The sequence below is a fragment of the Burkholderia sp. MS389 genome (assembly GCF_016899425.1).
GTDB classification, from domain to species: Bacteria; Pseudomonadota; Gammaproteobacteria; order Burkholderiales; family Burkholderiaceae; genus Burkholderia; species Burkholderia sola.
Genome location: NZ_CP045994.1, coordinates 739507 through 764097 on the forward strand (window position 1 = coordinate 739507; position 24591 = coordinate 764097).

General features: G+C 67.9%; 25 protein-coding genes. 10 read left to right on the top strand and 15 right to left on the bottom strand.

The features are described from left to right. Window positions 1-175 precede the first annotated feature (175 nt). The 3 genes from rplM (at window position 176) to erpA (ending at window position 1595) form a co-directional block, all read left to right on the top strand. Window positions 176-604 carry a 50S ribosomal protein L13 gene (gene rplM, locus GJG85_RS03415; protein WP_009687896.1) on the top strand — a complete coding sequence of 143 codons (429 nt, stop codon included), beginning with the start codon at window positions 176-178 and terminating at the stop codon, window positions 602-604. Between the two features lie 10 nt (window positions 605-614). Beyond that, a complete protein-coding gene (gene rpsI / locus GJG85_RS03420) occupies window positions 615-1007 on the top strand; it encodes a 30S ribosomal protein S9 (protein WP_006476904.1) in 393 nt (130 codons plus the stop codon). A 216-nt stretch (window positions 1008-1223) separates the two neighbouring features. Beyond that, on the top strand, window positions 1224-1595 hold the full coding sequence (gene erpA / locus GJG85_RS03425; RefSeq protein WP_006759918.1) for an iron-sulfur cluster insertion protein ErpA: 372 nt from the start codon (window positions 1224-1226) through the stop codon (window positions 1593-1595). A gap of 108 nt (window positions 1596-1703) precedes the next feature. Here the strand turns inward: erpA and GJG85_RS03430 are convergent, their stop codons facing one another. Beyond that, a complete protein-coding gene (locus tag GJG85_RS03430) occupies window positions 1704-2852 on the bottom strand; it encodes an anhydro-N-acetylmuramic acid kinase (protein WP_050013808.1) in 1149 nt (382 codons plus the stop codon). A gap of 142 nt (window positions 2853-2994) precedes the next feature. On the opposite strand from GJG85_RS03430, the gene tyrS reads away from it, so the two are divergent. From tyrS to GJG85_RS03445, 3 genes are read left to right on the top strand one after another with little or no spacing between them, the layout of a single operon-like run. Further along, window positions 2995-4236 carry a tyrosine--tRNA ligase gene (gene tyrS / locus GJG85_RS03435; RefSeq protein ID WP_050013807.1) on the top strand — a complete coding sequence of 414 codons (1242 nt, stop codon included), beginning with the start codon at window positions 2995-2997 and terminating at the stop codon, window positions 4234-4236. Next, window positions 4233-4691 carry a D-aminoacyl-tRNA deacylase gene (gene dtd, locus GJG85_RS03440; RefSeq protein WP_006483442.1) on the top strand — a complete coding sequence of 153 codons (459 nt, stop codon included), beginning with the start codon at window positions 4233-4235 and terminating at the stop codon, window positions 4689-4691. The genes tyrS and dtd overlap by 4 nt, the downstream gene beginning before the upstream one ends. 23 nt (window positions 4692-4714) lie before the next feature. Next, a complete protein-coding gene (locus tag GJG85_RS03445) occupies window positions 4715-5380 on the top strand; it encodes a histidine phosphatase family protein (RefSeq protein ID WP_050013806.1) in 666 nt (221 codons plus the stop codon). A gap of 73 nt (window positions 5381-5453) precedes the next feature. Here the strand turns inward: GJG85_RS03445 and GJG85_RS03450 are convergent, their stop codons facing one another. The 10 genes from GJG85_RS03450 to GJG85_RS03495 all read right to left on the bottom strand — a co-directional run bounded on the left by GJG85_RS03450 (window position 5454) and on the right by GJG85_RS03495 (window position 16027). Beyond that, on the bottom strand, window positions 5454-6581 hold the full coding sequence (locus tag GJG85_RS03450; protein WP_204383660.1) for a ParB/Srx family N-terminal domain-containing protein: 1128 nt from the start codon (window positions 6579-6581) through the stop codon (window positions 5454-5456). 156 nt (window positions 6582-6737) lie between these two features. Continuing rightward, window positions 6738-7688, bottom strand: coding sequence for an oxygenase MpaB family protein (locus tag GJG85_RS03455; RefSeq protein ID WP_124555631.1), 951 nt, complete (start codon window positions 7686-7688; stop codon window positions 6738-6740). 24 nt (window positions 7689-7712) lie between these two features. Beyond that, on the bottom strand, window positions 7713-8783 hold the full coding sequence (ruvB, locus tag GJG85_RS03460; protein ID WP_124594283.1) for a Holliday junction branch migration DNA helicase RuvB: 1071 nt from the start codon (window positions 8781-8783) through the stop codon (window positions 7713-7715). Between the two features lie 108 nt (window positions 8784-8891). After that, window positions 8892-9473, bottom strand: a complete 582-nt coding sequence (gene ruvA / locus GJG85_RS03465; RefSeq protein ID WP_031402135.1) for a Holliday junction branch migration protein RuvA — start codon at window positions 9471-9473, stop codon at window positions 8892-8894. Window positions 9474-9674: 201 nt separating this feature from the next. Beyond that, on the bottom strand, window positions 9675-10217 hold the full coding sequence (ruvC, locus tag GJG85_RS03470) for a crossover junction endodeoxyribonuclease RuvC (RefSeq protein WP_069616742.1): 543 nt from the start codon (window positions 10215-10217) through the stop codon (window positions 9675-9677). A 154-nt stretch (window positions 10218-10371) separates the two neighbouring features. Continuing rightward, on the bottom strand, window positions 10372-11937 hold the full coding sequence (gene purH / locus GJG85_RS03475) for a bifunctional phosphoribosylaminoimidazolecarboxamide formyltransferase/IMP cyclohydrolase (protein WP_050013802.1): 1566 nt from the start codon (window positions 11935-11937) through the stop codon (window positions 10372-10374). A 44-nt stretch (window positions 11938-11981) separates the two neighbouring features. Then, window positions 11982-12215 (bottom strand): Fis family transcriptional regulator, encoded by a 234-nt coding sequence (locus tag GJG85_RS03480; protein WP_017333386.1) that lies wholly within the window; start codon window positions 12213-12215, stop codon window positions 11982-11984. Continuing rightward, a complete protein-coding gene (gene dusB / locus GJG85_RS03485) occupies window positions 12212-13279 on the bottom strand; it encodes a tRNA dihydrouridine synthase DusB (protein ID WP_204383661.1) in 1068 nt (355 codons plus the stop codon). The genes GJG85_RS03480 and dusB overlap by 4 nt, the downstream gene beginning before the upstream one ends. Before the next feature lie 137 nt (window positions 13280-13416). Beyond that, window positions 13417-14604 (bottom strand): UbiH/UbiF/VisC/COQ6 family ubiquinone biosynthesis hydroxylase, encoded by a 1188-nt coding sequence (locus tag GJG85_RS03490; protein WP_089488170.1) that lies wholly within the window; start codon window positions 14602-14604, stop codon window positions 13417-13419. Window positions 14605-14641: 37 nt separating this feature from the next. After that, window positions 14642-16027, bottom strand: a complete 1386-nt coding sequence (locus GJG85_RS03495) for an aminopeptidase P N-terminal domain-containing protein (RefSeq protein ID WP_089488171.1) — start codon at window positions 16025-16027, stop codon at window positions 14642-14644. A gap of 187 nt (window positions 16028-16214) precedes the next feature. Between GJG85_RS03495 and GJG85_RS03500 the strand changes: the two genes are divergently transcribed. Next, entirely contained in the window at window positions 16215-16826 is a 612-nt protein-coding gene (locus tag GJG85_RS03500; RefSeq protein ID WP_050013917.1) for a glutathione S-transferase N-terminal domain-containing protein, read from the top strand. A gap of 110 nt (window positions 16827-16936) precedes the next feature. On the opposite strand, the gene GJG85_RS03505 is transcribed toward GJG85_RS03500, so the two are convergent. From GJG85_RS03505 to GJG85_RS03515, 3 genes are all read right to left on the bottom strand, one after another. Continuing rightward, window positions 16937-18556 (bottom strand): FMN-binding glutamate synthase family protein, encoded by a 1620-nt coding sequence (locus tag GJG85_RS03505; RefSeq protein ID WP_050013798.1) that lies wholly within the window; start codon window positions 18554-18556, stop codon window positions 16937-16939. A 119-nt stretch (window positions 18557-18675) separates the two neighbouring features. Then, window positions 18676-19836 carry a tRNA 2-thiouridine(34) synthase MnmA gene (gene mnmA / locus GJG85_RS03510; RefSeq protein WP_124630590.1) on the bottom strand — a complete coding sequence of 387 codons (1161 nt, stop codon included), beginning with the start codon at window positions 19834-19836 and terminating at the stop codon, window positions 18676-18678. Further along, window positions 19833-20342: an NUDIX hydrolase gene (locus GJG85_RS03515; protein ID WP_050013796.1), complete on the bottom strand. Its 510-nt coding sequence runs from the start codon at window positions 20340-20342 to the stop codon at window positions 19833-19835. The genes mnmA and GJG85_RS03515 overlap by 4 nt, the downstream gene beginning before the upstream one ends. A gap of 305 nt (window positions 20343-20647) precedes the next feature. Between GJG85_RS03515 and GJG85_RS03520 the strand changes: the two genes are divergently transcribed. From GJG85_RS03520 to GJG85_RS03530, 3 genes are read left to right on the top strand one after another with little or no spacing between them, the layout of a single operon-like run. After that, window positions 20648-21787, top strand: a complete 1140-nt coding sequence (locus tag GJG85_RS03520) for a Re/Si-specific NAD(P)(+) transhydrogenase subunit alpha (protein ID WP_089488173.1) — start codon at window positions 20648-20650, stop codon at window positions 21785-21787. Window positions 21788-21798: 11 nt separating this feature from the next. After that, window positions 21799-22125 carry an NAD(P) transhydrogenase subunit alpha gene (locus GJG85_RS03525; RefSeq protein WP_006476884.1) on the top strand — a complete coding sequence of 109 codons (327 nt, stop codon included), beginning with the start codon at window positions 21799-21801 and terminating at the stop codon, window positions 22123-22125. Beyond that, complete coding sequence (locus GJG85_RS03530; protein ID WP_050013794.1) at window positions 22122-23576, top strand: NAD(P)(+) transhydrogenase (Re/Si-specific) subunit beta; 1455 nt, start codon at window positions 22122-22124, stop codon at window positions 23574-23576. The genes GJG85_RS03525 and GJG85_RS03530 overlap by 4 nt, the downstream gene beginning before the upstream one ends. A gap of 87 nt (window positions 23577-23663) precedes the next feature. Here GJG85_RS03530 and GJG85_RS03535 read toward each other — a convergent pair whose 3' ends face one another. Further along, window positions 23664-24584: a LysR family transcriptional regulator gene (locus GJG85_RS03535; RefSeq protein ID WP_050013793.1), complete on the bottom strand. Its 921-nt coding sequence runs from the start codon at window positions 24582-24584 to the stop codon at window positions 23664-23666. Window positions 24585-24591: the final 7 nt, after the last annotated feature.

Here is a 24591-nt window from a genome sequence, read left to right on the forward strand (position 1 = left end):
GCGAACACGGGGCGTGGATTCTCTTTGACCACGCAGCCGTATTTCCTTTATAATTCAGGGCTTTTCCGCATTCATGCCCACGGAAAAAGAACAGGGAGAGCCTGCACCGCGCCTCGAAGCGCACACAGACAAGCAGGAAGAACACATCGGGCAAAGCATTTTTTTTGGATCGATCATGAAGACGTTTTCCGCAAAAGCCCATGAGGTGACGCGCGAATGGTACGTGATTGACGCGACGGATAAGGTTCTCGGCCGTGTTGCCAGCGAAGTGGCACGCCGTCTGCGCGGCAAGCACAAGCCTGAGTTCACCCCGCACGTCGACACTGGTGATTTCATCATCATCATCAACGCGAGCAAGTTGAAGGTCACGGGCAACAAGACGCTGGACAAGAAGTACTACCGTCACTCGGGCTACCCGGGCGGTATCTATGAAACGACGTTCGGCAAGATGCAAGAGCGCTTCCCGGGCCGCGCGCTCGAGAAGGCGGTCAAGGGCATGCTGCCGAAGGGCCCGCTCGGCTACGCGATGATCAAGAAGCTGAAGGTCTACGCAGAAGCGACGCATCCGCACTCGGCTCAACAGCCGAAGGCGCTCGAGATCTAAGGGGACCCACATGATCGGTAACTGGAACTACGGTACGGGCCGCCGCAAGAGCGCAGTCGCACGTGTCTTCATCAAGGCTGGCAAGGGCGACATCATCGTCAACGGCAAGCCCATCGCTGACTACTTCTCGCGCGAAACGTCGCTGATGATCGTGCGTCAACCGCTGGAACTCACGAACCACGGCCAGACGTTCGACATCAAGGTGAACGTCAACGGCGGCGGCGAAACGGGTCAGGCAGGCGCAGTGCGCCACGGCATCACCCGTGCACTGATCGACTACGATGCGACGCTCAAGCCGTCGCTGTCGAGCGCAGGCTTCGTCACGCGCGATGCGCGTGAAGTCGAGCGTAAGAAGGTCGGTCTGCGCAAGGCTCGCCGCGCAAAGCAGTTCTCGAAGCGTTAATTCCGCTTCATGGCCTCGCCGCCTTCGGGCGGCGTCCGCCGGAAAAACCGCCAGCTTTCACGCTGGCGGTTTTTTTATGTCCGCTTCCGGGCCGCTGCGGCGGCCCCCGCGCGGGCGCGTTTGATGAAATCGACAAGAACCTATTGATTTCATGGACTTCAGCACGATCTTCTGATCGGCCCTACAATAGCGGCTAAAGCTTTTTGGAGAGTTCGAATGAACGCTGTTACCGAATCCGCAGCAACGACGACCGATATGCCGCTGCCGTTCGTCTTCACCGACGCCGCGGCCGACAAGGTCAAGCAACTGATCGACGAAGAGGGCAATCCCGACCTCAAGCTGCGCGTGTTCGTGCAGGGTGGCGGCTGCTCCGGCTTCCAGTATGGCTTCACGTTCGACGAGGAAGTCAACGAGGACGACACCGTGATGAACAAGAACGGCGTCCAGCTCCTGATCGACTCGATGAGCTACCAGTACCTGGTCGGCGCCGAGATCGACTACAAGGACGACCTCAACGGCGCCCAGTTCGTGATCAAGAACCCGAACGCGACCACCACCTGCGGGTGCGGTTCGTCGTTCTCGGTCTGAGCGCACGGCAGATCCGCGCCGGTTCTGCCGGAATGAAAAACGGGGCTTCATGCCCCGTTTTTTTATACACGCCCGCCTTGTCGCGCTCGCCGCGCGGCGAGTGTCGCATCAGCGCGGATAGAGCGCGCCGAGCACGCGGTTGCCGGCTGCGCCGGTGACCGTCGCGAGATTGCCGGGCTGGCGCGCGGTGAAGCGGTACGCGAGCCACGCGAACGCGAGCGCTTCGACCTGCTGCGGCGGCACGCCGAGCGCGGCCGTCGTGTCGACGGTGGCCGGCACGCCGGCCTCCCGCAGCGCGTGCCGGAGCCCATCGAGCAACACCGGGTTGCGTGCGCCGCCGCCGCATACGAACACGGCCTTGCAGCCCGGTGCGTGCTGCGCGATGTCGCGCGCTACCGACACGGCGGTGAGCGCGGTGAGCGTGGCTTGCACGTCCTCCGGCGCAACCTGCGCGAATGCGGCGAGCTTCGTATCGAGCCACGCGGGATTGAACAGGTCGCGTCCGGTGCTTTTCGGCGGCGGCGCGGTGAAATACGGTTCGTCGAGCAACGTGTCGAGCAGCGGCGCGTGGACGGTGCCGCGTGCGGCGAACTTGCCGCCGTCGTCGTACGGCTTGCCCAGATGGCGGGTCGCCCACGCATCGATCAGCGCATTCGCCGGGCCGCAGTCGAAGCCGCGCACGTCGCCGCCCGCGTTGGGCAGGATCGTGATGTTGCTGATTCCGCCGAGATTGCAGACGACCCGCGTTTCGCCCGGCGCGCCGAACACCGTCGCATGGAACGCCGGCGCGAGCGGCGCGCCGTGGCCGCCGGCGGCCACGTCGCGGCTGCGGAAATCGGCGATCACGTCGACCTGGGTCAGCTCGGCGAGCAGCGCCGGATTGTTGAGCTGGCGCGTATAGCCGCGCTCGGGGCGATGGCGCACCGTCTGGCCGTGCACGCCGATCGCGCGGATCTCGTCGCGCGACAGCCCGGCCGTGCGCTGCAATTCGTGGCAGCACACCGCATAGCGCGTGACGAGCGCATTCGCCGCGAGCGATTCGCGGTCGATCTCGTTGTCGCCGGGCTGCTGCAGCGCGAACAGCGCGTCGCGCAGCGATTGCGCGAAGCCGACGAACGCTTCCGCGAGCACGACCGGCGCGCGGCCGGCCTCGAAACGCACGGCGACGCCGTCGACGCCGTCCATGCTGGTTCCAGACATCAGCCCGAAGTAGATGCCGTCTGCCGGATCGGCATGCTGCGGCGGTCGTTGCGGCACGTTGGGTTCTCCTGGATCGTGCGGCGCGGGCCGGTCCCGCGCGCCTTGCGCCCGATTATCCGCGCAACGTGACGCGTCGTTAAGCGATGCGCGCGCAAGTTATGGGAAAATCCCTGTTTTTGCGACATTCTTCCTGGCACCGATGAGCACCGAACCCAGTTCCAAGCCCGTTTTCCCGATCACCGACGAAGTCCGGCATGCGCTCGCCGTCACGAAGCGCGGCGTCGACGAGCTGCTGATCGAGGAAGAGTTCGCGCAGAAGCTCGCGCGCAGCGCAGCCACCGGCACGCCGCTTCGCATCAAGCTCGGGCTCGATCCGACCGCACCGGACATCCACATCGGCCATACGGTCGTGCTGAACAAGATGCGCCAGCTGCAGGACCTCGGCCATACGGTGATCTTCCTGATCGGCGATTTCACGTCGCTGATCGGCGACCCGTCGGGCCGCAACGCGACGCGTCCGCCGCTCACGCGCGAGCAGATCGAATCGAACGCGAAGACCTACTTCGAGCAGGCCGCGCTCGTGCTCGATCGCGACAAGACCGAGATCCGCTACAACAGCGAATGGTCGATGCCGCTCGGTGCGGACGGGATGATCAAGCTCGCGTCGCGCTACACGGTCGCGCGGATCCTCGAGCGCGAGGATTTCACGAAGCGCTTCCAGGGCGGCGTGCCGATCTCGATCCACGAATTCCTGTACCCGCTGATGCAGGGCTACGATTCGGTCGCGCTGAACGCCGATCTCGAACTCGGCGGCACCGACCAGAAGTTCAACCTGCTGGTCGGCCGCGAACTGCAGAAGCAGTACGGCCAGGAACAGCAGTGCATCCTGACGATGCCGCTGCTCGAAGGCCTCGACGGCGTCGAGAAGATGTCGAAGTCGAAGGGCAACTACGTCGGCATCAGCGAGAAGCCGACCGACATGTTCGGCAAGCTGATGAGCATCTCGGACACGCTGATGTGGCGTTACTTCGAGCTGCTGTCGTTCCGCAGCCTCGATGAAATCGCCGGCTTCAAGCGCGACGCCGAAGGCGGCCGCAACCCGCGCGACTTCAAGGTGCTGCTCGCGCAGGAAATCGTCGCGCGATTCCATTCGCAGGCCGACGCAGAGCGCGCGCTCGAGGACTTCAACCACCGCGCGAAGGGCGGCGTGCCGGACGACATTCCGTCCGTCACGCTGGCCGGCGCGCCGCTCGCGATCGGTCAGTTGCTGAAACAGGCCGGCCTCGTGCCGTCGACGAGCGAAGCGCTGCGCAACATCGATCAGGGCGGCGTGAAGATCGACGGCGCGACCGTGTCCGACAAGGGCCTGAAGGTCGAGGCCGGCGAATTCGTCGTGCAGGTCGGCAAGCGCCGCTTCGCACGCGTCACGCTGACCGCATGATCGCGCTGATCCAGCGCGTGACGCGCGCCGACGTGCGCGTCGGCGGCCGCACGACCGGCGAGATCGGCGCGGGGCTGCTCGCGCTGGTCTGCGCGGAGCGCGGCGATACCGAGGCCGCGGCCGACAAGCTGCTCGCGAAGCTGCTCGGCTACCGCGTGTTCAGCGACGCAGCCGGCAAGATGAACCTGCCGGTATCGAACATCGACGGCGAAGGCCGCGCGGGCGGCCTGCTGCTCGTGTCGCAGTTCACGCTCGCGGCCGATACGAACAGCGGGCTGCGTCCGAGCTTCACGCCCGCCGCGCCGCCCGACGAAGGCGCGCGGCTGTTCGACTATTTCGTCGCGGCCGCGCGGGCGCGCCATCCCGTCGTCGAGACGGGCGAGTTCGGCGCCGACATGCAGGTGTCGCTGGTCAACGACGGCCCCGTGACGTTCTGGCTGCAAGTGCGGCCCTGATTCTTCCCCGGAGGCGCGCCGCGATGGCCACCACGCAGATTCTTTTCATCCGCCATGGCGAGACGGCCTGGAACCGCATCAAGCGCATCCAGGGGCACATCGACATCCCGTTGGCCGATACGGGGCTCGCGCAGGCGCAGCGGCTGGCGGCGCGGCTCGGGCGCGACGCGCGCGACGGCGCGCGGATCGACGCGGTGTATTCGAGCGACCTGATGCGCGCGCAACAGACCGCCCAACCGTTTGCCGATGTGCTCGGGCTGCCGCTGCTGCTGCGCGAAGGGTTGCGCGAACGCTCGTACGGCGCATTCCAGGGGCACGACAGCACCGAGATCGAGGCGCTGTTTCCGGATGCATATGCGGCGTGGCAGACGCGCGATCCCGGCTTCGCGCCGGAGGGCGGCGAGTCGCAGCGCGAGTTTTATCACCGCGTGCTGCATGCGCTCGAACCGATCGTCGCCGCGCATCCGGGCGGCCGGATCGCGTGCGTCGCGCACGGCGGCGTGCTCGATTGCGTGTATCGCTTCGCGAACGGGATCGAGCTGTCGGCGCCGCGCAACTATCAGTTGCTCAATACCAGCATCAACGTCGTCGATTACGTGGATGGCCGCGCGCAGGTCGTGCAGTGGGCCGACGTGTCGCATCTCGAAGCCGCGAGCGACGATGACGACGGGTACCGCAAGGTGCTTTGAGCACGCGGGGCCCGTCCGGCATGGCATGGCATGGCCGGGCCGGGCCGGGGCTCCCTTCCTTCCGGCGTGACGCTTACTGCGGCAGCCCGTGGCGCGTCTTGTAGTCGAGCGCGTACGCGATCTTGCCGGGCTTGTCGGCCGTGATCGGCTGGCGCAGCTTGTCGAATTCCCCCTTGCTGTATTTCTTCCCGCCGTTGATCGCATCGGCGCGCCCGAGGTCGGCGCCCGTCTTGCCGTCGATCACGGGGTCCGTGGCCGCGACCATCCGCGTCGACGCATTCCAGACCGCATTCAGATAGCCCGTGTCGGCCTTTGCCGGATCGGGATCGGTTGCGCCGGGCCGCGTCAGGTCGTAGCCGGCCAGCGCGAACGTGTCCGGCTGCGCGCGCAGCCAGTCGGCCCAGTAGAACTCGAGGTAGTCGGTCGCTTGTGCGGGTTTGCCGTAACCGATGTCGCGCGTGAAATAGACGAGTGATCGATAGCGGTCGTTCGTCATCCCGAGTGTCAGGCCGAGGCCGGTCGGCAGTTGCGCGGTCGTGATCGGCTTGCCTTCGCCGTTCTTCAGGCGCAGATAGCCGCGGCTTTGCATCTGCTGCCAGAACACGTCGCCCGAGTAGTCGCTGAGGTTGTCCTTGACGACGACGTGCACGTGCAGCGCCGGGCCGCCGTCGGGCGTCTCGTAGTAAGTCGACAGGCCGTGGTGGCCGTCCGTCAGGTACAGCGCATCGCCGTTCGGGCCGATCACGACGGGGTTCAGCACCGAGCGGTCTCGAGCGTTCGCGTCGGTCGTCGCGCACCTGTAGCTGGCCGGCTCGCGCAGCGACGATCGGGCCGTGTAGCCGCTCGATGCGACGCCGCCGAGGCCTTCGTCCGCGCAGAAGTCGTTGAACTTCTTGTCGGGCTGCCGTTCGTAGCGGCCGAGCTTGTAGTAGATCTGGTCGTAGCCGATCGCTCCCTGCGTCGGATGGAGATCGCCGAGCGTCACGTCGATCAGGTCGCCGGCGCGGGCGGCTTTCCACCTGCCCGGTTGCGGCCGGGTGGTCGCGGGCGGCGTGGGGGCCGGTGCGGTCGTCGTGCCGCCGGACGGCGGTTGTGCGTCCATGCGCGCGACGGCGGCGACATCGTCGCCTCCGCACGCGGCGAGGGCGAAGACGGTGGACAGGCTGGCGGCAACGGCGAAACGGATCGGCAGGCGTGGCATCGCGGGCATCGGGCGTCGGTCGGGTGGGCGGGCGGGACTTCGCGCGGGTCAGTGGGCGTCGGCGACGAGCAGACGTGCGACCGTGCGCGGGTGCAAGCCCGTCAGCTTGCCACAGCTATTTGACAGTCAATTGAAATGATCGGAACAAGCGGACCGTCAGACAGACGGGGTGCCGTCGGACGGGGAGGCCGTCGCGCGGCGGCGCGCACGCTTCGACGCGCCGTTCACGAGCGCCCAGCGCAGCACGGGCGCAACCGCGCGTATGCCGGGCCGGACCAGCGCACTGCGCAACGGCGCGAACGTCGACACGCCGAGCATGCGCTGCGCCCACGGCGGCAGCAGGTCGATCCCGGCATGCATCACCAGCGACGCGGCAGGCCGCAGCGCGGGCTTCGCGACCGGCACGTTCAGCAGGATGGACATCACGTCGAACGTACGCGGCCCTGCTTCGAGTTCGGGCAGCATGCGCGCGAGATAGGCGGCGACCTCGGCGCGCGAACGCGGCACCTCGCGGGCGCCGAGCAACTCGGCGATCAGCGCCGTCTCCGCGTAATAGCGGTCCTGCAGTTCGCCCGACAGCGCCGGATTCACGTAACGCAGATGCGCGGCGAGGAAGCTCGACACTTCCGCGACATGCACCCAGGTCAGCAACGAGGGATCGTCGGCGCGGTACGGCCGGCCGTCCGGTGCGCTGCCCGAGACGCGCGCATGGATCGTTTTCACACGCTCGATCAGCGCGAGCGCGTCCGCGCGGCTGCCGAACGTCGTCCCCGTGATGAACGTGGCGGTGCGCCGCAAGCGGCCGAAGATGTCGGTGCGGAACGACGAATGATCCCAGACGCCCGCGAGTGCGAGCGGGTGGAGCGCCTGCAGCAGCAGCGCGGCGATGCCGCCCGTCATCATCGACGTGAAATCGGCATGCACGCGCCAGCACACGGCGTCGGGGCCGAACAGCCCGGGGTCGCCCGGCGGCGAAGAGAGATCGATCGACGGACCGCCGCCGCCGGCCGTCAGGTGCGTGATGCCGGCCACGAGCCGCTTGCGGATCGGCTCCGCCCAGCGCGGGCCCGGCACGGTGGTGGGGTGGCGGCTGGGCGGCGTCGTCATGGCGGGTGCGGCTCGGGCGACGGATTACTTCCCGTCCGGGGTATCCCACTCGTCGCGTTCGGTGCGGCGGGCATCGGGCACCGACAGCCCGAAGTGGCGATACGTGAGCAGCGTCGCGACGCGCCCGCGTGGCGTGCGCTGCAGGAAGCCCTGCTGGATCAGGTACGGTTCGAGCACGTCCTCGATCGTGTCGCGCTCCTCGCCGATCGCCGCCGCGAGGTTGTCGATGCCGACCGGGCCGCCGTCGAACTTGTACAGGATCGCTTCGAGCAGCTTGCGGTCCATCAGGTCGAAGCCGACCGGATCGACGTCGAGCATCGCGAGCGCGGCATCGGCAACGGCCGCGGTGATCTGGCCGTCGGCCTTCACTTCCGCGAAGTCGCGCACGCGGCGCAGCAGCCGGTTCGCGATCCGCGGCGTGCCGCGCGCGCGCTTCGCGATTTCCAGCGCGCCGTTCGGATCGATCTGCGCATTCAGCAGCGACGCCGAGCGCCGCACGATGCGCGACAGTTGATCGGCGTCGTAGAACTCGAGGCGCGCGACGATCCCGAAACGGTCGCGCAGCGGGTTGGTGAGCATCCCGGCACGGGTGGTCGCGCCGACCAGCGTGAACGGCTGCAGGTCGAGCTTCACGCTGCGCGCGGCCGGGCCTTCGCCGATCATGATGTCGATCTGGTAATCCTCGAGCGCCGGATACAGGATTTCCTCGACGACCGGCGACAGCCGGTGGATTTCGTCGATGAACAGCACGTCGTTCGCTTCGAGGTTCGTCAGCAGCGCGGCGAGATCACCCGCGCGCTCGAGCACGGGGCCCGACGTCTGGCGCAGGTTCACGCCCATCTCGCGCGCGATGATGTGGGCGAGCGTTGTCTTGCCGAGACCCGGCGGCCCGAACAGCAGCACGTGGTCGAGCGGCTCGGCGCGGCGCTTCGCGGCTTCGATGAAGATCTCGAGCTGGCCGCGCACCTTTTCCTGGCCGACGTAGTCGTCGAGCTGGCGCGGCCGCAACGCACGTTCGAACACCTCCTCGTGCGACGAGGTGGGCGTGGCGGCGATGATCCGCTGCTCGGTGGCGAGTTTGTCGGTTTCAATCATGCGGCCATTGTACCGCGCGACGAAGCACGGGCCACCTGGCCGAACGGCCGACTGGCGAGCGTCGCGCGGCGGCGCGACACTGGCTTCGACGGCCGGATCGAACGCGCGTTATGCCTTCGACAATGCCTTCAGCGCGAGCTTGATGCCTTCGGACACGCCGGTGCCGGCCGGCACGTTCTTGATCGCGGCAAGGCCCTCCTTCTCGGAGTAGCCGAGCGCGAGCAGCGCGTTGAGGATGTCGGTCGCGTGGTCGGACGGCGACGCGGCGCCGGCGAGCGCGCCGAGGTCGGCGCCGAGCTTGCCCTTCAGTTCGAGCAGCAGGCGCTCGGCCGTCTTCTTGCCGATGCCGGGCAGCCGCGTGAGGCGGGCGGCGTCCTGCATCGTCACGGCCTGCGCGAGCTCCTGCACGCTCATGCCGGACAGCACGGCGAGCGCCATGCGCGCGCCGATGCCGGTGATCTTCAGCAGCTCGCGGAAGGTCGTGCGCTCCTGCGGCGTCAGGAAGCCGTACAGCAGGTGCGCGTCTTCGCGGACGATCTGCTGCGTGAGCAGCACGATGCGCTCGCCCGTTTGCGGCAGGTTGTAGAAGGTGCTCATCGGCACGTCGATTTCGTAGCCGACGCCGTTGCAGTCGACGAGCAGATGAGGCGGGTTCTTTTCGAGCAGGATGCCGGCGATGCGACCGATCATGGAGGACGGGATGCGAGGAAGAAAGCGCGAGTGTAGCGCACGCGCGGCGCAATGCCGATGGGCGCGGCCGTCAGGCCGAAGCGGCGCGTGTCGCGGGTGTGTCGGGCGTGGGTAAAACGGTGAAGGTGGTCAACGCAGCCAACGCAGCCAACGCAGCCAACGCAGTCGAGCCGACGTACGTGCCGCGGCGCACGACCGGCGTCAGCCGACCAGCCGGCCGCGCCGCACGCGCAGCCCTTTCTGCGCGAGCGCCGGCGCGAGGCCGCCCAGCGTGCTGAGCGTGTCGCCGCCGTGCGCGTGGCAGATCGCCATGCCGAGCGCGTCGGCGGCGTCGGAGCCCGGCTGGCCGGACAGGTTGAGCAGCCGCGTGACCATTTCCTGCATCTGCGTCTTGGTCGCGCGGCCGTAGCCGACCACCGCCTGCTTGAGCTGCAGCGCCGTGTATTCGGCGACCGGCAGCCCGCCCGCGACGAGCCCGCAGATCGCGGCGCCGCGCGCCTGGCCGAGCAGCAGCGTCGACTGCGGGTTCACGTTGACGAACACCTTTTCGATCGCGGCCTGGTCGGGCGCGTGTTCGCGCACGATCGTCGAGACGCCCTGGAAGATCGTGCCGAGCCGGGTGGCCAGGTCGGCCGTCGGCGTGCGGATCACGCCGCTCGTGACATAGGCGAGCCGGTGGCCGCTGACGTCGATGACGCCGAAGCCGGTGACGCGCAGGCCGGGGTCGATGCCGAGAATTCGCATGAGTGAGGAGAGTGGCGTGATGCAGCGATACTACAACGAATGGTGCGGCAAGCCGATCGCCCGGTCGTGCGCGACGGCGCCGCGCAATAAAAAACCCGGCGGGAGTGATGCCGCCGGGTTCCCGTGCAGCGGCCGCGCGGGCCGCATGCGGCGATCAGTGACGGAAGTGGCGCACGCCCGTCAGGACCATCGCGATGCCGTGCTCGTCGGCCGCCGCGATCACTTCGTCGTCGCGCATCGAGCCGCCCGGCTGGATCACGCAGGTCGCGCCGGCCGCCACGACGACGTCGAGGCCGTCACGGAACGGGAAGAACGCATCCGACGCGACGGCCGAACCGGCGAGCGTGAGGCCCGCGTTCTGCGCCTTGATGCTCGCGATGCGCGCGGAGTCGACGCGGCTCATCTGACCGGCGCCGACGCCGAGCGTCATGCCGTTGCCGCAGAACACGATCGCGTTCGACTTCACGTACTTCGCGACGCGCCAGGCGAACAGCAGGTCGTCCATTTCCTTCGCGGTCGGCTGGCGCTTCGTGACGACGCGCAACTCGCTCGGCTGCACGTTGCGCGAATCGAGCGACTGCACGAGCAGGCCGCCGCCCACGCGCTTCAGGTCGAATGCGTTATGGCCGTCGCCCAGTGCGATCTCGAGCAGGCGCACGTTCTGCTTCGCGGCGAACACCTGCTTCGCGGCGTCCGTGAACGACGGCGCGATCAGCACTTCGACGAACTGCTTCGCCACCGCTTGCGCGGCCGCTTCGTCGACTTCGCGGTTGAACGCGATGATGCCGCCGAACGCGGAGGTCGGATCGGTCTGGAACGCCTTCGCATACGCGTCGGCAGAGTCGTTGCCGACCGCGACGCCGCACGGGTTCGCATGCTTGATGATCACGCAGGCCGGCGCGTCGAACGTCTTCACGCATTCCCACGCCGCGTCCGAATCCGCGATGTTGTTGTACGACAGTTCCTTGCCCTGCAGCTGGCGGTAATTCGCCAGCGCACCGGCCGGCGTCGCGAGGTCGCGGTAGAACGCCGCGCTCTGGTGCGGGTTCTCGCCGTAGCGCAGGTCCTGCACCTTGTCGAACGCCATGTTGAGCGTGGCCGGATACGCGCTGCGCGATGCGTGCTGCAGCTCGTCGGTCAGGCTCGTCAGGTAGTTCGTGATCGCGCCGTCGTATTGCGCGGTGTGCGCGAACACCTTCGTCGCGAGACGGAAGTTGGTCGGGTAGCCGATGGTGTTGCCGTTCGCCTTCATTTCATCGAGCACGACCGCGTAGTCGGCCGGGTCGACGACGACCGTGACGTCGCGGTGGTTCTTCGCGGCCGAGCGCAGCATCGTCGGGCCGCCGATGTCGATGTTCTCGATCGCGTCGGCGAGCGTGCAGTCGTCCTTCGCGATCGTCGCGACGAACGGATACAGGTTCACGACCAGCAGGTCGATCGTCGGGATGCCGTGCTGTTCCAGCGCCTGCATGTGCTCGGGCAGGTCGCGGCGGGCGAGGATGCCGCCGTGCACCTTCGGGTGCAGCGTCTTCACGCGCCCATCGAGCATTTCCGGGAAGCCGGTGTAATCGGCCACTTCGGTCACGGGCAGGCCGGCGTCGGCGAGGAGTTTCGCGGTGCCGCCCGTCGACAGCAGCTTGACGCCGAGGTCGGACAGCGACTTCGCGAAGTCGACGATGCCGGTCTTGTCGGAAACGGAAATGAGCGCTTGCTTGATCATGATGGAACCACCAATAGCCAGGGAAACGGGGACGGGACGGCCGCCTACAGCAGGCCGTGCTGCTGCAGCTTCTTGCGCAGCGTATTGCGATTGATGCCGAGGTACTCGGCGGCGAGCGACTGGTTGCCGCCGGCCTGGTCGAGCACGACCTCGAGCATCGGCTTTTCGACGCAGGACATCACCATTTCATAGACGTCGTGCGGATTGGAGCCGTCTAGATCCCGGAAATACACGTCCAGGCTCTCGCGGACACATTGTTCGATGTTGTGCTTGCTCATGCTGCTAACTGGTTATGGTCGTCCGACTCGCCCTGGCTGTTTTCCGCATCGTCATCGACGTAGACGAGGTGGTCCGACAGCGCCTTTTGCGCCTCGAAGAATGCATTGACGGCGGCGAGCTGCTCGCGGGTGGAATCGAGCGTGTTCATTCGGTGCCGGAACCCGTTGGCACCGGAAAGGCCGCGAGTGTACCAGCCGATGTGCTTGCGCGCAGTACGGACCCCGGTGAATTCGCCATAGAAAGCGTAGTGGTCTTCCAGGTGTTCGTTCATCACGTGCTGGATCTCGTCGATCCGCGGCGGGGGCAGCAGCTCGCCGGTTTGCAGGAAATGATCGATTTCGCGGAACAGCCACGGCCGGCCTTGCGCGGCGCGACCGATCATCAGCGCGTCGACGCCGGTTGCATCGAGCACGGCCTTCGCCTTGGCGGGCGACGTGATATCGCCGTTCGCGACGACCGGAATGCGTACGGCCGCCTTCACGGCCGCGATGGTGTCGTATTCGGCGTCGCCGCGGTACAGGTCGGCGCGCGTGCGGCCGTGCACGGTGAGCATCGAGATGCCGGCCGCCTCGGCCAGGCGCGCGACCGTGATCGCGTTCTTGTGCTCGCGGTCCCAACCGGTGCGGATCTTCAGCGTCACGGGCACCGCGTCGGCCCCGGTGCCGACCGCCGCGACGACGGCCTCGACGATCCGCTGCACGAGCGGCTCGTTCTGCAGCAGCGCGGAGCCGGCCGCGACGTTGCAGACCTTCTTCGCCGGGCAGCCCATGTTGATGTCGATGATCTGTGCGCCGTTGTCGACGTTGTAGCGGGCCGCTTCGGCCATCATCGCCGGATCGGCGCCGGCGATCTGCACCGCGATCGGCTCGACTTCGCCTTCGTGGTTCGCGCGCCGCATCGTCTTCGCGCTTTTCCACAGCTGCGCGTTGGACGCGACCATCTCGGACACGGCGTAACCGGCCCCCAGCCGTTTGCACAGCTGGCGGAACGGACGATCCGTCACCCCGGCCATCGGGGCGACGAACAGGTTGTTACGCAATACGTGAGGGCCGATAACGGGCATCGCAATGGCGCCGCCCGCGACACGCGCGGGCAGGGGAAGGGAAGACGGAAAACGGGCATTTTACCGTATTCCCATGCCCCGCCGATTTGACCCGGTTTGCCTGGATTGCCCGGAGAGGCTGCGCGGCGCGCCGCGCGTCAGTTGCGCTGGCCGAACATCATCTGGCGCGCGATCGCCTTCTTGAGCGGCGGCACGAATTCGAGCGCGGTGAGCGCCGCGCCGCGCAGCAGCGGAAGCGGGCCCGAGTCGATCGTAAACAGCCGCGCCAGCGTGTCGGTCGCGCCGATCGTGAAGCGCCGGTCGAGCGCGCGGCGCGCGTTGAAGGCCGCGAGCGCGGTCGCTTCGAAGCCTTGCGCGGACAGCGTGTCGACGAGCGTGTGCGCATCGCGCAGCCCGAGGTTGAGCCCCTGGCCCGCCACCGGGTGCAGCGTCTGCGCGGCATTGCCGACGACCGCGACGCGGCCGCTGACGAGCGTCTGCGCGGCGTTCAGGCCGAGCGGGAACGACGCGCGCCCGGCGATTGCGACGAATTCGCCCATGCGTTCGCCGAACACGCTGCCGAGCTCGTGCAGGAAAGCGTCGTCGGGCAGCGCGGCACGTCGCGCGGCTTCGTCGGGCGTGCAGCACCACACGAGCGAATACTCGGCCTGGCGCGGCCCGCCGAGCGGCAGCAGCGCGAGCGGGCCTTCGTGCGTGAAGCGTTCCCACGCGACGTTCGGGCGCGGCGCCGAGACCGTGACCGTGCCGACGAGCGCGGTCTGTCCGTAGTCGCGGCGATGCTTGCCTGCGTCGGCCTGCTGTTCGTGGAACAGCCCGCCTTCGGCATTGATGACGAGGCGCGCGCGCAGCGAGCGCTGGCCTTGCGGGCCGTCGAGCGTCAGCGTGACGCCGTCGGCGTCCTGCTGCGGCGCGCGTGCGGTGGTCGACGTGAGCCAGTCGACGCGCGTGCCGCGCACGGCGCCCGCGAGCGCCTGCACGATCGAGCCGTAGCGCACGACGTAGCCGAGCGCGGCGAGCGCGTGTTCGTCGCGGTCGATCAGCGTGCGGCCGAAATGGCCGCGCTGCGATACGTGGATATGTTCGATCGGCGTGGCGTCGGCCGGCCACGCGAGCGTGTCGAGCAGCACGCGGCTGCCGTGCGACACGGCGATCGCGCGCGGGTCGTTTGCGCTCGCGGCCGGTTCGCGCGCATCGATCAGCGCGATCGATGCATGCTGCGTCGCGCTGCGGCGCGCGAGCCAGCCGGCGAGCGCGAGCCCGACGGGGCCCGCGCCGACGATGGCGAGGTCGTAATCCGGCGTGGCCGGCGAGGAAGCGGTCGTCATCTTGATTCGTGAAACGGAGGGAACGGTCGGCGGCCGGTCATGCGCCCGCGCGCATCAGCGCCTCGATCTCGTCGGCCGCGACCGGCACGCCGCGCGTGATCAGTTCGCAGCCGTGCTCGCGCACGATCGCGTCGTCCTCGATGCGGATGCCGATGTTCCAGTACTCGGGCGGCACGTCGTCGGCCGCGCGCACGTACAGGCCGGGCTCGACGGTCAGCGTCATGCCCGGCCTCAGCGTGCGCCACGGCAGCGCGCCGTTCGCGTCGCGTTCGGCGAGCCGCTCGCGGTAGTCGCCGCAGTCGTGCACGTCCATGCCGAGCCAGTGGCCGGTGCGATGCATGTAGAAGCGCGTGTAGGCGCGCTCGGCGATCACGTCGTCGACGCTCGAGAAGCGCGTTTTCGGGATGATGCCGGTGTCGAGCAGCCCTTGCGCAAGCACGCGTACGGCCGCGTCGTGCGGCGCCTCGAACGGCACGCCCGCGCGCGTCGCGTCGATCGCCGCCTGCTGCGCGGCGAGCACGATGTCGTACAGCGTGCGCTGCGCGGGCGAGAAGCGGCCGTTGGCCGGGAACGTGCGCGTGATGTCCGATGCATAGCCGTCGAGTTCGCACGCGGCGTCGATCAGGATCAGGTCGCCGTCCCGCGATGCCGTGTTGCCGGCCGGGTAGTGCAGCACGCACGCATTCGCGCCGGCCGCGACGATCGACCCGTACGCGGGCGCCTGCGCGCCGTGCTTGCGGAACAGGTACAGCAGCTCGGCTTCGAGCTCGTATTCGCGGATGCCCGGGCGGCACACCTGCATCGCGCGGCGGTGCGCGAGCGCGGAGATGTGCGCGGCGCGCGTCATGATCGCGAGTTCGTGTTCGTCCTTCACGAGCCGCATGTCGTCGAGCAGCGGCGTGAGGTCGAGCAGCGCGTCCGGCGCGGCGACGCCCGTGCGCGCCTGCGCACGCACCGCGTCGATCCAGCCGGCGAGCTGGCGCTCGAACTCGGCCGACGCGCCGAACCGGTAGTGCACGGTGCCCGCGTCGGCGAGCAGGCGCGGCATTTCGGTGTCGATCACGTCGGTCGCGAACGCCGCATCGAAGCCGAACGCGTCGCGCGCGGCGTCGGGACCGTAGTGAAAGCCTTCCCAGGTCTCGCGGTCGACGTTCTTGGCGCGGCAGAACAGGATCGATTCCGGCGCACCGTGCGGCGCGGCCGCGTTCAGCACGAGCACGGCATCCGGCTCGGTGAAGCCCGTCAGGTAATGGAAGTAGCTGTCGAACCGGTACGGGTAGGCCGTATCGCGGTTGCGCAGCATTTCCGGCGCGGTGGGGACGATGGCGACGCCGCCGCCCGCGGCACGCAGTGCGGCAAGCACGCGTTCACGGCGCTGGCGGTAGACGTCGACGGCGATGGCGGTATCGAGGGGCGCATTCATCGTTGGATTGTAGCGCCGCCGGGCGCCGCGCGTCAGGGCCGCGGCTGCAAGGCCCGCCCGGCGGGGCTCGGCGGCGGCTGTTGCAAACCTTCCACAGGCCGGACCGGCGATTTTCTGCCCGGCCGCGCGAGCCGGTTATGATCGACGACAACGTATACTCTCGGCGGTTCCCTTAAAAAGGCAGATGATGAAATTAATCGGTTCGCTCAGCAGCCCGTACGTCCGAAAGGCGCGGATCGTGCTTGCTGAAAAGAAGATCGACTACAAGCTGGAGCTCGAGAACGTGTGGGCGCCGGACACGAACATCCATGCATCGAACCCGCTCGGCAAGGTCCCGTGCCTGGTGATGGAGGATGGCGCCGCGGTGTTCGATTCCCGTGTGATCTGCGAATACGTCGATACGCTGTCGCCGGTCGGCAAGCTGATTCCGCCGTCGGGCCGCGAGCGCGTCGAAGTGCGCTGCTGGGAAGCGCTGGGCGACGGCGTGCTCGACGCAGCCGTCGCGATCCGTCTCGAACACACGATGCGCGACGAAGCGCAGCGCAGCGCGAGCTGGATCGCGCGCCAGCAACGCAAGATCGACGACGCGCTCGTCGCGATGTCGCAGGGTCTCGGCGGCAAGACGTGGTGCGTCGGCAATCATTACACGCTCGCCGACATCGCGCTCGGCTGCGCGCTCGGCTATCTCGACTTCCGGATGCCCGAGCTCAACTGGCGCGATCGCCACCCGAACCTCGACAAGCACTTCGTGAAGCTGCAGCAGCGACAGTCGTTCGCCGATACGCTGCCGCAGAGCTGAGCCGCGGCCCGGTCTTCACGCATTCGGCAGACGAAAGAAAAGCGCCCCGCGGGGCGCTTTTCTTTTTGCGGCGCAGGCCGCCCGCCGCCGGAGCGGGCTGGCCGCTTGCGTCACTCGATCGACGCGTACACGGCTTCGCCGAGCGTGAACGAATCGCTGCGCGCGATCGGCCACCACTTGTCGTACAGCGAGAAGCCGCAGGTGTGGCCGTCGAGCAGCGCACCGGGTTTCAGGTACTTCAGCAGTTGCGACATCAGCCGCACCTCGTGCGGCGCGACCCGCTGCACGATGTGGTGCGCGCGCAGTTCGGACGGATGCGCGAGGCCGGCCGCCTGCACGAGTTCCTGCAGCGCATGCAGCGTATTGCGGTGGAAGTTGTACACGCGCTCGGCCTTGTCGGGCACGACGAGCGCGCGCTGGCGCACCGGGTCCTGCGTCGCGACGCCGGTCGGGCAGCGGTCGGTGTGGCAGTGCTGCGCCTGGATGCAGCCGACCGCGAACATGAAGCCGCGGGCCGAGTTCACCCAGTCCGCGCCGATCGCGAGCGTGCGCGCGATGTCGAACGCGGTGATGATCTTGCCGCTCGCGCCGAGCTTCACGCGGTCGCGCACGCCGATTCCGACGAGCGTGTTGTGCACGAGCAGCAGCCCTTCCTGCAGCGGCACGCCGACGTGGTCGGTGAATTCGAGCGGCGCCGCGCCCGTGCCGCCTTCCGCGCCGTCGACGACGATGAAGTCGGGCACGATGCCGGTCTCGAGCATCGCTTTCGCGATCCCGAAGAATTCCCACGGATGGCCGATGCACAGCTTGAAGCCGGTCGGCTTGCCGCCGGACAGCGTGCGCAGCCGCTCGACGAATTCGAGCAGCCCGCGCGGCGTCGAGAATTCCGAGTGCGTCGCGGGCGAGATGCAGTCCTTGCCCATCGGCACGCCGCGCGTCTCGGCGATTTCCGGCGTGATCTTCGCGGCCGGCAGCACGCCGCCGTGGCCCGGCTTCGCGCCCTGCGACAGCTTCACCTCGATCATCCTGACCTGCGGATCGGCGGCCTGCTTCGCGAACTTGTCGGGGTTGAACGTGCCGTCGTCGTTGCGGCAGCCGAAGTAGCCGGACGCGATTTCCCAGATGATGTCGCCGCCGTGCTCGCGGTGGTACTTCGACAGCGAGCCTTCGCCGGTGTCGTGCGCGAAGCCGCCTTTCTTCGCGCCGAGGTTCAGCGAGCGGATCGCGTTCGCGGACAGCGAGCCGAAGCTCATCGCCGAGATGTTGAAGATCGAAATGTCGTACGGTTGCGCGCGATTCGCGCCGACGCGGATGCGGAAATCGTGGTTCGGCAGCTTCGTCGGCGCGAGCGAATGGCTGATCCATTCGTGCGCGACGGCCTTCACGTTCAGCTCGGTGCCGTACGGACGGTTGTCGGCGACGTTCTTCGCGCGCTGGTAGACGAGGCTGCGCTGCGCGCGCGAGAACGGTTTTTCGTCGGTGTCGTCCTCGACGAAGTACTGGCGGATTTCAGGTCGGATGAACTCGAACAGGAAGCGGAAGTGGCCCCAGAGCGGGTAGTTCCGCAGGATCGCGTGGCGGTCCTGGTTCAGGTCGTACAGGCCGAGCGCGACGAGGGCGATGGGGATGGCGATCCACAGCCAGGAGAGTGCGTGGACCGACGCGAGGACGGCCGCCGCGACGAGCAGCAGCACGGCACACCACATCGCGAGGTAGCGTCTTGAAAGCATGGGGACTCCGTAAGAATTCTGGAATGCCGCCATGCGTACGCTGCGAAGGCGGCGCGCCGGCCGCGGCGGAATCGTGTTCCGCCGGGCGCGGCGTGCCGCAAGTCTAAACCGAATGGGTGTCAGCGTGCATCGGCGAGCGCCGGGGCCTGGCCGCCCGCCGCAGCCTGACCGGGCTGGCCGGTGCCCGCGGATTCGATGATGCCGCCGCCGAGGCAGATCTCGCCGTCATACAGCACGGCCGACTGGCCGGGCGTGACCGCCCACTGCGCGTCGTCGAACGCGAGCGAGAAGCGCGCTTCGCCTGCCGGGCCGGCGGCCGCAGTGCCGAATGCGCACGCCGCATCGGCCTGCCGGTAGCGCGTCTTCGCGCCGCACGAAAAGCCGTCGGCCGGCGGCTCGCCGGCGACCCAGCTCACGTTGCCTGCGACCAGTTCGCGCGACAGCAGCCACGGATGGTCGTGGCCCTGCACGACGTACAGCGCGTTCGACGCGATGTCCTTCGCGGCGACGAACCACGGCTCGCCGTTGCCGCTCTTGCTGCCGCCGAGGCCGATGCCCTTGCGCTGGCCGAACGTGTAGAACGCGAGGCCGATGTGCTCGCCGACCACCTTGCCGTCGGGCGTCTTCATCGGGCCGGGTTTCGTCGGCAGATAGCGGTTCAGGAAATCGCGGAACGGCCGCTCGCCGATGAAGCAGATGCCGGTCGAATCCTTCTTCTTCGCGTTTGGCAGCCCGATCTGCGCGGCGATCTCGCGCACCTTCGTCTTCGGGATCTCGCCGAGCGGGAACATCGTCTTCGACAGTTGCGCCTGGTTCAGCCGGTGCAGGAAGTACGACTGGTCCTTCGTATGATCGAATGCCTTCAGCAGTTCGAAACGCCCGTCGCGCTCGCGCACGCGCGCGTAGTGACCGGTCGCGATCATTTCCGCATCGAGCGACATCGCGTGGTCGAGGAACGCCTTGAACTTGATCTCGGCGTTACACAGCACGTCGGGGTTCGGCGTGCGGCCGGCCGAGTATTCGCGCAGGAACTCCGCGAACACGCGGTCCTTGTATTCCGCGGCGAAGTTGACGGCTTCCACGTCGATGCCGATCAGGTCGGCCACCGACACGACGTCGATCCAGTCCTGGCGCGTCGAGCAGTATTCGCCGTCGTCGTCGTCTTCCCAGTTCTTCATGAACAGGCCGACCACGTCGTAGCCCTGTTCCTTCAGCAGCCACGCGGTCACCGACGAGTCGACGCCGCCCGACATGCCCACCACTACACGACGCTTGCTCATTTGCTGACCGCCTGACGTTCGAATGCCTCGGGGCGCGGCGCGACCGAATGCGTGTGCACGAAATCGAGCGGAATGCGTCGCCCGGCGAGATAGTCGTCGACGCAGCGCATCACCGCGGGCGAACGATGGCGCTCGCTGCAGGCGCGCAGTTCGTCGGACGTCATCCACAGCGTGCGGACGATGCCGTCGTCGAGCGCATGGCCCGCGACCGGTTCGCCGGCCGTGCCGCAGAACGTGAAGCGCAGGTAGGTCGCGCCGGCGCTGCCGGGGCGATCGTAGTGCGCGAGATAGACGCCGACGAGCGCGTCGGGCGTGAACGGGTGCGCGGTTTCCTCGAGCGTTTCGCGGATCACGGCGTCGGCCAGCGTCTCGCCGGCTTCGAGGTGACCGGCCGGCTGGTTGATGCGCAGGCCCGTCGAGGTTTCTTCCTCGATCACGAGAAAGCGGCCGGCGCGCTCGACCAGCGCGGCGACCGTCACATGCGGGGTCCAGATTTCGGGTTTCATGGTTCGGCATTTTACCGGTTGCGCCCGAACGCTGCCGGCCGTTTCCGGCCGGGCCGCCCGCGGCCGGTCGCGCGTTAGACGATCCGACCCCGCGGATCATCCCTCCCGGCGATGCATGACGGCAGCGGCCAGACTCATGTCGCATTCGAGCACGGTCGTGCGCAAAGTGCTGGCGGGGCCATCGCTTTCGGTTAAAGTGCAGCGTGAACGCCGTTGCTCGTGAGCCGGTAAGTCAGCCTGTCCGGCTCGTTGTGCAGTAAAGATCGCAAGAAAAGAAATACTGACAATGACTGGAGGAACTGACGATGCATATTGGAGTGCCTGCTGAAACGCGGGCCAACGAGGCGCGCGTGGCCGCGACGCCGGAAACCGTGAAGAAATACGCGGCGGCCGGCCATCGGGTCAGTATCGCGAAAGGGGCCGGCAGCGCCGCCAGCTATCCCGACGAAGCCTATGTGGCCGCCGGCGCCGAATTGACCGACCAGTCGGCCGCTTTTGCCGCCGATCTCGTGCTGAAGGTCCAGGCGCCGACCGACACCGAGCTGCCGTTGCTCAAGCGCGGCGCCGTGCTGGTCGGGATGCTCGATCCGTTCAACGGCGAGCAGGCGGCGCAGCTCGCCGCGGCCGGCGTGACCGGTTTCGCGCTCGAGGCCGCACCGCGCACGACGCGCGCGCAGAGTCTCGACGTGCTGTCGTCGCAGGCGAACATCGCCGGCTACAAGGCCGTGCTGGTGGCCGCGTCGCTGTATCCGCGCTTCATGCCGATGCTGATGACGGCCGCGGGCACCGTGAAAGCGGCGCGCGTGCTGATTCTCGGCGCGGGCGTCGCGGGCCTGCAGGCGATCGCGACCGCGAAGCGGCTGGGCGCGGTGATCGAGGCGTCCGACGTGCGGCCGGCCGTGAAGGAGCAGATCGAGTCGCTCGGCGCGAAATTCCTCGACGTCCCGTTCGAAACCGACGAAGAGCGCGAAGCCGCGCAGGGTGTCGGCGGCTATGCGCGCCCGATGCCGCCGTCGTGGCTCGCCCGCCAGGCCGCGCTCGTGCACGAGCGCGCGAAGCAGGCCGACATCGTGATCACGACCGCGCTGATTCCCGGCCGCCCGGCGCCGACGCTGATCTCGGTCGAAACGGCGCAATCGATGAAGCCCGGCTCGGTGCTCGTCGATCTCGCGGCCGGCCGCGGTCCGGACATCGACGGCCGTAAGGGCGGCAACTGCCCGCTGACCGTCGCCGACCAGGTGATCGTGCACCACGGCGTGACGATCGCCGGCTACACGAACCTCGCGTCGATGGTCGCGTCGGACGCATCGGCGCTGTACGCGCGCAACCTGCTCGACTTCATGAAGCTGATCGTCACGAAGGAAGGCACGCTGAACATCGACCTGACCGACGACATCGTCGCCGCGATGCTGCTGTGCCGCGACGGCGAAGTCACCCGCAAATAACGGAGGAGACCATGGAAGTCATCAATCACACGGTGATCAACGTGATCATCTTCGTGCTGGCGGTGTATGTCGGCTATCACGTCGTCTGGAACGTCACGCCGGCGCTGCATACGCCGCTGATGGCCGTGACCAACGCGATCTCGGCGATCGTGATCGTCGGCGCGATGCTCGCGGCGGCGCTCACCGTCGGCGCGACCGGCAAGTTCTTCGGCACGCTCGCGGTCGCGCTCGCGGCCGTCAACGTGTTCGGCGGCTTCCTCGTGACGAGGCGCATGCTCGAGATGTTCCGCAAGAAGGAGCCCAAGCGTGTCGAGGGCGGCAAGGAGGGCGCGCGATGAGCATGAACGTCGTTACGCTGCTGTACCTCGTCGCGTCGGTGTGCTTCATCCAGGCGCTGAAGGGGCTGTCGAACCCGAAGAGCGCGCGGCGCGGCAACCTGTTCGGGATGGTCGGGATGGCCATCGCGATCCTCACGACGATCGCGCTGATCGTCAAGCAGGCCGCGTGGCTCGGCGCGAACCTGCCGCTCGGCCTCGCGCTCGTGCTCGGCGCGCTGATCGTCGGCGGGGGCGTCGGCGCATTCGTCGCCGCGCGCGTCGAGATGACGAAGATGCCGGAACTCGTCGCGGCGATGCACTCGCTGATCGGTCTCGCGGCCGTGTGCATCGCGTATGCGGTGGTGTCGGAGCCGGAAGCGTTCGGGCTCGTGCCGCAGGACGCGGTGTCGTCGAGCTTCATCCCGTACGGCAACCGCGTCGAGCTGTTCATCGGCACGTTCGTCGGCGCGATCACGTTCTCCGGTTCGGTGATCGCGTTCGGCAAGCTGTCGGGCAAGTACAAGTTCCGGCTGTTCCAGGGCGCGCCGGTCGTGTACGCGGGCCAGCACCTGATCAACCTGATGCTCGCGATCGCGATGCTCGGCTTCGGCATCCTGTTCTTCATCACGCAGGCGTGGCTGCCGTTCATCATCATGACGGCGATCGCGTTCGTGCTCGGCGTGCTGATCATCATCCCGATCGGCGGCGCGGACATGCCGGTGGTCGTGTCGATGCTGAACTCGTACTCGGGCTGGGCCGCGGCCGGCATCGGCTTCTCGCTGAACAACGCGATGCTGATCATCGCCGGTTCGCTGGTCGGCTCGTCGGGCGCGATCCTGTCGTACATCATGTGCCACGCGATGAACCGCTCGTTCTTCAACGTGATCCTCGGCGGGTTCGGCGGCGAAGCGGCGGCCGGCGGCGCGGCGGGCGCGCAGGAGCAGCGGCCGGTGAAGTCGGGTTCGGCCGACGATGCGTCGTTCATGCTCGGCAACGCGGAAACGGTCGTGATCGTGCCGGGCTACGGGCTCGCCGTCGCCCGCGCGCAGCACGCGCTGAAGGAGCTGACCGACAAGCTGATCGAGAAGGGGATCGACGTGAAGTACGCGATCCACCCGGTCGCCGGGCGAATGCCGGGCCACATGAACGTGCTGCTCGCGGAAGCGGAAGTGCCGTACGAGATCGTGCACGAGATGGAGGACATCAACGGCGAATTCGGCCAGGTGGACGTGGTGCTCGTGCTCGGCGCGAACGACGTCGTGAACCCGGCCGCGAAGACCGATCCGAAATCGCCGATCGCGGGGATGCCGATCATCGAGGCGTACAAGGCGCGCACGGTGATCGTCAACAAGCGCTCGATGGCGGCCGGCTACGCGGGCCTCGACAACGACCTGTTCTACATGGACAAGACGATGATGGTGTTCGGCGATGCGAAGAAGGTCATCGAGGACATGGTGAAGGCCGTCGAGTAACGCTCGCCCCGACACGCGTCGCCTGCTTCGATGCGCGGGCGCCGCGCAGCGGACAGGCCCGGCCGGCGCACGCCGGCCGGGCTTTTTTCATGGTGCGACCAGACGTGCGACGCAGGCGGCGATCGCGTCGCGCACGCGCACGATCGCCGGGTCGCGCTGCGTGCTCGTGCGCCAGCCGATCTCGACCGGATAGCGCGGCAGGTCGACCGGGCACGCGAGCGCACGCAGCGACGTCGCTTGCGCGATCGCATGCGCCGCATGCGCGGGGATCGTCGCGACCGCGTCGGAGCCGGCGAGCAGGTACGGCAGCGCGGCGAAATGCGTGGTCGACGCCGCGACGCGCCGCTTGTGACCGAGCGCGGCCAGCACCTCGTCGACGATCCCGATCACGCCGCCCGACGACACGAGCAGGTGGTCGCGCCGCAGGAACTCGGCGAGCGTCAGTGTGCGCGGCGCCCGCGCGCGGCCGGCCGGATCGATCAGGCACGCATAGCCGCCGGTGGCGACCGCGCGCCGGCTGAGCCCGTTCGCCGAGAATCCGCCCGACGCGATCGCGACGTCGACGCCGTGCCGCAGCAACGCGTCGCCGGCGATGCCGCTGTGTGTCTGCCGGAAGATCAGCCGGATGCCGGCCGCTTCGCGCGCGACCGCATCGATCAGCGCGCGCCCGAGCGCGATCTCGAAATCGTCGGACAGACCGACCGAGATCGTGCGGCCGACGCGGTCGCCGCCGTCGGCCGCGATCGCGAGGCTTTCGCGGCAGCGGTCGAGCGCATCGGACAGGATCGGCTTCAGTTCATCCGCGCGCGGCGTCGGCGCGAGCCCGCGGCCGGTGCGCACGAACAGCGGATCGGCATAGATCACGCGCAGCCGGCCAAGCGCCGCGCTGACCGCCGACTGCGTGAGATCGAGCCGCAGCGCCGCGCGGCTCGCGCCGCCTTCCTCGTACAGCGCCTCGAACACCTTCAGCAGGTTCAGGTCGAGGTCGGCGATATCATCTGCATTCATGACACAT

Excerpts from the sequence above, each read along its gene's own strand:
- rplM (WP_009687896.1), top strand. The coding sequence starts at position 176 with ATGAAGACGTTTTCCGCAAAAGCCCATGAGGTGACGCGCGAATGGTAC.
- rpsI (WP_006476904.1), top strand. The coding sequence starts at position 615 with ATGATCGGTAACTGGAACTACGGTACGGGCCGCCGCAAGAGCGCAGTC.
- erpA (WP_006759918.1), top strand. The coding sequence starts at position 1,224 with ATGAACGCTGTTACCGAATCCGCAGCAACGACGACCGATATGCCGCTG.
- tyrS (WP_050013807.1), top strand. The coding sequence starts at position 2,995 with ATGAGCACCGAACCCAGTTCCAAGCCCGTTTTCCCGATCACCGACGAA.
- dtd (WP_006483442.1), top strand. The coding sequence starts at position 4,233 with ATGATCGCGCTGATCCAGCGCGTGACGCGCGCCGACGTGCGCGTCGGC.
- GJG85_RS03445 (WP_050013806.1), top strand. The coding sequence starts at position 4,715 with ATGGCCACCACGCAGATTCTTTTCATCCGCCATGGCGAGACGGCCTGG.
- GJG85_RS03450 (WP_204383660.1), bottom strand. The coding sequence starts at position 6,581 with ATGCCACGCCTGCCGATCCGTTTCGCCGTTGCCGCCAGCCTGTCCACC.
- GJG85_RS03455 (WP_124555631.1), bottom strand. The coding sequence starts at position 7,688 with ATGACGACGCCGCCCAGCCGCCACCCCACCACCGTGCCGGGCCCGCGC.
- ruvB (WP_124594283.1), bottom strand. The coding sequence starts at position 8,783 with ATGATTGAAACCGACAAACTCGCCACCGAGCAGCGGATCATCGCCGCC.
- ruvA (WP_031402135.1), bottom strand. The coding sequence starts at position 9,473 with ATGATCGGTCGCATCGCCGGCATCCTGCTCGAAAAGAACCCGCCTCAT.
- ruvC (WP_069616742.1), bottom strand. The coding sequence starts at position 10,217 with ATGCGAATTCTCGGCATCGACCCCGGCCTGCGCGTCACCGGCTTCGGC.
- purH (WP_050013802.1), bottom strand. The coding sequence starts at position 11,937 with ATGATCAAGCAAGCGCTCATTTCCGTTTCCGACAAGACCGGCATCGTC.
- GJG85_RS03480 (WP_017333386.1), bottom strand. The coding sequence starts at position 12,215 with ATGAGCAAGCACAACATCGAACAATGTGTCCGCGAGAGCCTGGACGTG.
- dusB (WP_204383661.1), bottom strand. The coding sequence starts at position 13,279 with ATGCCCGTTATCGGCCCTCACGTATTGCGTAACAACCTGTTCGTCGCC.
- GJG85_RS03490 (WP_089488170.1), bottom strand. The coding sequence starts at position 14,604 with ATGACGACCGCTTCCTCGCCGGCCACGCCGGATTACGACCTCGCCATC.
- GJG85_RS03495 (WP_089488171.1), bottom strand. The coding sequence starts at position 16,027 with ATGAATGCGCCCCTCGATACCGCCATCGCCGTCGACGTCTACCGCCAG.
- GJG85_RS03500 (WP_050013917.1), top strand. The coding sequence starts at position 16,215 with ATGAAATTAATCGGTTCGCTCAGCAGCCCGTACGTCCGAAAGGCGCGG.
- GJG85_RS03505 (WP_050013798.1), bottom strand. The coding sequence starts at position 18,556 with ATGCTTTCAAGACGCTACCTCGCGATGTGGTGTGCCGTGCTGCTGCTC.
- mnmA (WP_124630590.1), bottom strand. The coding sequence starts at position 19,836 with ATGAGCAAGCGTCGTGTAGTGGTGGGCATGTCGGGCGGCGTCGACTCG.
- GJG85_RS03515 (WP_050013796.1), bottom strand. The coding sequence starts at position 20,342 with ATGAAACCCGAAATCTGGACCCCGCATGTGACGGTCGCCGCGCTGGTC.
- GJG85_RS03520 (WP_089488173.1), top strand. The coding sequence starts at position 20,648 with ATGCATATTGGAGTGCCTGCTGAAACGCGGGCCAACGAGGCGCGCGTG.
- GJG85_RS03525 (WP_006476884.1), top strand. The coding sequence starts at position 21,799 with ATGGAAGTCATCAATCACACGGTGATCAACGTGATCATCTTCGTGCTG.
- GJG85_RS03530 (WP_050013794.1), top strand. The coding sequence starts at position 22,122 with ATGAGCATGAACGTCGTTACGCTGCTGTACCTCGTCGCGTCGGTGTGC.
- GJG85_RS03535 (WP_050013793.1), bottom strand. The coding sequence starts at position 24,584 with ATGAATGCAGATGATATCGCCGACCTCGACCTGAACCTGCTGAAGGTG.